This window comes from Streptomyces sp. NPDC031365 (assembly GCF_055569765.1).
Genome location: NZ_JBVIIM010000074.1, coordinates 1 through 3,169, shown reverse-complemented (window position 1 = coordinate 3,169; position 3,169 = coordinate 1). Strand labels below are relative to the sequence as shown.

The following is a 3,169-nucleotide window of genomic DNA, read 5'->3' as shown; positions in this document are numbered from 1 at the left end:
ACCAGGAACGGCACGTAGACGTCCTTCGGGATGCCCCGGTTGGCGCCCAGCAGCAGACCGAAGATGAAGAAGTACACCGCCGCGTTCAACAGCGGTGTCGCCACCTGCCACAACTGGCCGAGCTTGGCCTGGCTGTACTGGGCGGTGAGCTTCGCCTGGGAGAAGGCGATGATGAAGTGCCGCCGCCCCCAGAGCTGACGGACGTACTCCAGGAGGGACGGCCGGGCGCCGCTGACCGTGAGGCCGTACCGGGCGGCCAGCTCGGCAGCCGTGAGGCCCTCGTCGGGCGACGCGGGCCCGGTGACCGCGACCGTGCCGTCGTGTGTTGTCTCACTCACTGGCGGAAAAACTTTCGTCCTCGAGATGGGCGGCCCGAGCGGGCCTGGCATGAGCCGGGAGTCCGGGTGGTGCCCCGGTGTTCCCGGACACGAGCTTGTCAGATCACGGGGGGCCGGCCCAGCCGGGTCAGCCGCCACACCGTACGCCACTTCATGGGCCTGCGGGACCCGCAGGGAGTGGTCACGCCCTCACGGAATCCGCCGAACCAGGCCTTCAGCGCCGCGCGTGAGGGGCGGCGCAGGAGCGTGAGCAGGAGCCAGACGCCCAGGTAGACCGGGACGAGGAGGGCGGGGAGGTTGCGGCGGGCGAGCCAGACCCTGTTGCGGGCGACCATGCGGTGGTAGACCGCGTGCCGTGAGGGGGCGGTCGCCGGGTGGTACAGCACCATGTCGGACCGGTAGTCGATCATCCAGCCGGCGTCGAGGGCCCGCCAGGCCAGATCGGTCTCCTCATGGGCGTAGAAGAAGGCGTCCGGCAGTCCGCCGACCTCGGCGAAGACCTTGGTGCGTACGGCGTTCGCGCCGCCGAGGAAGGTGGTCACGCGGGAGGAGCGCATCGGGTCGGAGGCGCGCAGCCGGGGCACGTGGCGGCGCTGGGTGACACCGCTCTCCGGGTCGGCGATGCGGAAGCTGATGATGCCGAGCGCCGGGTCGGCGGTGAAGGCCTCCCGGCACAGCTCGGCGGTGTCGTGGCCGGCGAGCAGGCCGTCGTCGTCGAGGAACAGCAGGATGTCGACGTCCCGCCCCCCCGGTCCGAAGGCCTCGATGCCGATGTTGCGGCCACCGGGGATGCCCAGGTTCTCCGGCAGCTCGACGGTGCGCACGCCCTCGGGGACCTCCGGGACGGGTGAGCCGTTGCCGACGACCACCACCTGGACCGGGTCGCCGTCCTGCTTCGCGACCGAGTCCAGCAGGGCGCGCAGTTCGTCGGGGCGGTTGCCCATGGTGATGATCACCGCGCCGACCGTCATGCCGGTGCTCACTTCAGCCTGCTGGAGGCGAGGACGGAGACCAGGTGCAGCACGGTCTGCAGCAGCGCGATGCCGGCGAGCACGGCGGTGCCGAGCCGCGTGAAGAACAGGTCGCCCCGGGTGGCGTCCAGGATCGCGAGGAGCAGGATCAGCAGGGACGCCTCGATGCCGAGGATGAGCCGGTGGAACTTGAGCGCCGCGGCGGCCCTGCGGGCCAGGGCCATCCCGGAGGAACGGGGCTCGGACGCGGCCTCCTTCACCGGGGGCAGTCCGCCCTGATGACGGGCGACGCCGACCAGGTCGGTCTCGGCCTTGACCAGGATCGCGCCGAGCGCGGCCAGGGTGCCGAGGAAGGCCCACAGCCAGTCGACGCGCCCGGAGCCCCACAGGTCGGCGGCGCGCAGACCGAGGCCGACCAGGACGGCGGCGTCGCACAGGTAGGCGCCGACCCGGTCCAGGTAGACCCCGCCGAGCGAGTACTGCTTCTTCCAGCGCGCGACCTCGCCGTCGACGCAGTCCAGCAGCAGATACAGCTGGACCATGACCACGCCGAGGACGGCACCCGCGATCCCCGGCACCAGCAGGGCCGGGGCCGCGAGGACACCGAAGACGGTCATCAGGTAGGTGAGCTGGTTGGGCGTGACCCTGGTGTTCACCAGGTAGCGGTCCACCCGCAGGGACACCTCTCGCATGTAGAGGCGCCCCATCCAGTGCTCACCGCTGCGCCGGTCCTTGACCCCGGCGGGGTGCACGACCGGACGGAGTTCAGCTACCGATGGCCTTGACATAGTCGGCGTAGACGTCCTTGATCTGTTCGGTCTTCAGGTCGAGATGCTCGAGGATGGTGAAGCGGCCGGGGCGGGTCTCCGGGGCGAACTCGACGGCCCGGACGAACTCGTCCACCGTGAATCCGATCTCCTCGGGCAGCACCGGCAGCTCGTGCCGGCGCAGCACCTCGGCCATGGCCGCCGACTCCTCGTGCGCCCCGCGCAGGTACATCGCGAAGGCGGCACCCAGTCCGCACTGCTCGCCGTGGGCGGCGGCCCGCTTGGGGTAGAGCAGGTCGAAAGCGTGGTTGATCTCGTGGCAGGCGCCGGAGGAGGGGCGGGAGTCGCCCGACACCGACATGGCGATGCCGGTGAGGACCAGGGCCTCGGCCAGCACCTGCAGGAAACCGTCGTCGCCGACTCCGCCGGGGTGGCGCAGCACGGCCTCCCCGGCCTGCCGGGCCATGGCGGCGGCGAGACCGTCGATCTTCTCGCCGTTGACGCGGTGGGACAGCTCCCAGTCCGCGACGGCGGAGACGTTGGAGATGACGTCGCCGATGCCGGAGCGCACGAACCGGACGGGGGCCTCACGGATGACGTTGAGGTCGATGACGACCGCGATCGGGTTCGGCACCCCGTACGAGCCACGGCCCGCGTCGTTGTCGAGGGTCGCGACCGGCGAGCACAGACCGTCGTGCGCCAGGTTGGTGGCGACCGCGACCAGGGGCAGACCGACGCGCGCCGCCGCGAACTTGGCACAGTCGATGATCTTTCCGCCACCGAGTCCGACGACCGCGTCGTAGTGGCCGCCCTGCATGTCACCCGCCAGCCGGACCGCGTCGTCGATGGTGCCGCCGCCGACCTCGAACCAGGTGGCGCCGGGCAGCGAGGGCGCGATCCGCCCGCGCAGCCGGGCGCCGGAGCCACCGCTGACGGCGATGGCGAGCCGGCCGGACTGCGAGATCCGCTCGTCCGCGAGGACGCTCGCCAGGTCGTCGAGGGCACCCGGGCGGATGTCGACGACGACCGGCGAGGGGATGAGCCGGGTCAGTACTGGCACGCGATCTCCCGTCCGCGGGCGAGGTCGTCGTGG

At 71.4% G+C, this 3,169-nt stretch carries 3 protein-coding genes and 1 pseudogene; all 4 read right to left on the bottom strand.

Annotated features, from left to right (window positions below; genetic code table 11):
* Positions 1–338, bottom strand: a pseudogene (locus tag ACZ5C2_RS38505) (ABC transporter permease); the annotation flags it as partial.
* Positions 339–436: 98 nt separating this feature from the next.
* Positions 437–1,309, bottom strand: coding sequence for a glycosyltransferase family 2 protein (locus tag ACZ5C2_RS38500; RefSeq protein WP_468801609.1), 873 nt, complete (start codon positions 1,307–1,309; stop codon positions 437–439).
* 8 nt (positions 1,310–1,317) lie between these two features.
* Complete coding sequence (locus ACZ5C2_RS38495) at positions 1,318–2,097, bottom strand: CDP-alcohol phosphatidyltransferase family protein (protein WP_468801607.1); 780 nt, start codon at positions 2,095–2,097, stop codon at positions 1,318–1,320.
* Positions 2,075–3,136, bottom strand: coding sequence for an iron-containing alcohol dehydrogenase family protein (locus ACZ5C2_RS38490; protein WP_468801605.1), 1,062 nt, complete (start codon positions 3,134–3,136; stop codon positions 2,075–2,077). The genes ACZ5C2_RS38495 and ACZ5C2_RS38490 overlap by 23 nt, the downstream gene beginning before the upstream one ends.
* Between the last annotated feature and the right edge of the window lie 33 nt (positions 3,137–3,169).